Consider the following 376-nt stretch of genomic DNA (forward strand, 5'->3'; position numbering starts at 1 on the left):
GGCTCACCCCATGGACCACAAGGAGATCCTCCATCAGGGGCTGCGCCGGCAGCGCGACGCCCTCTTCGCGAAGCTGGACGGCCTGCCCGAGCGGGAGGTCCGCCTGCCCCGCACCCCCACCGGCACCAACCTGCTGGGCCTGCTCAAGCACGCGGCCACGTGCGAGCTCGAGTACTTCGGCGAGGTCTTCGGCCGCCCCGCCGGCATCCCCCTGCCCTGGGACGCGCCGGGGGTGGGCGAGGAGGACGGCGCGGACCTGTTCGCCGCCGAGGGTGAGTCCCTCGAGGACGTCCTCGAGTTCGCCCGCCGCTGCTTCGCCCACGCGGACGCGACCATCGAGGCCCTCGTCCTCGACGCGCGGGGGCGGGTCCCCTGG

General features: G+C 74.7%; 1 protein-coding gene. It reads left to right on the forward strand.

What is annotated here, in order from left to right; translation table 11 throughout:
- Nucleotides 1-10: 10 nt before the first annotated feature.
- The coding region (locus tag ACFWJO_RS40390; protein ID WP_386873352.1) for a DUF664 domain-containing protein at nucleotides 11-376 on the forward strand (366 nt) is incomplete at its 3' end.

It is taken from the genome of Streptomyces sp. NPDC127092, from assembly GCF_042722475.1.
Classification (GTDB): domain Bacteria; phylum Actinomycetota; class Actinomycetes; order Streptomycetales; family Streptomycetaceae; genus Streptomyces.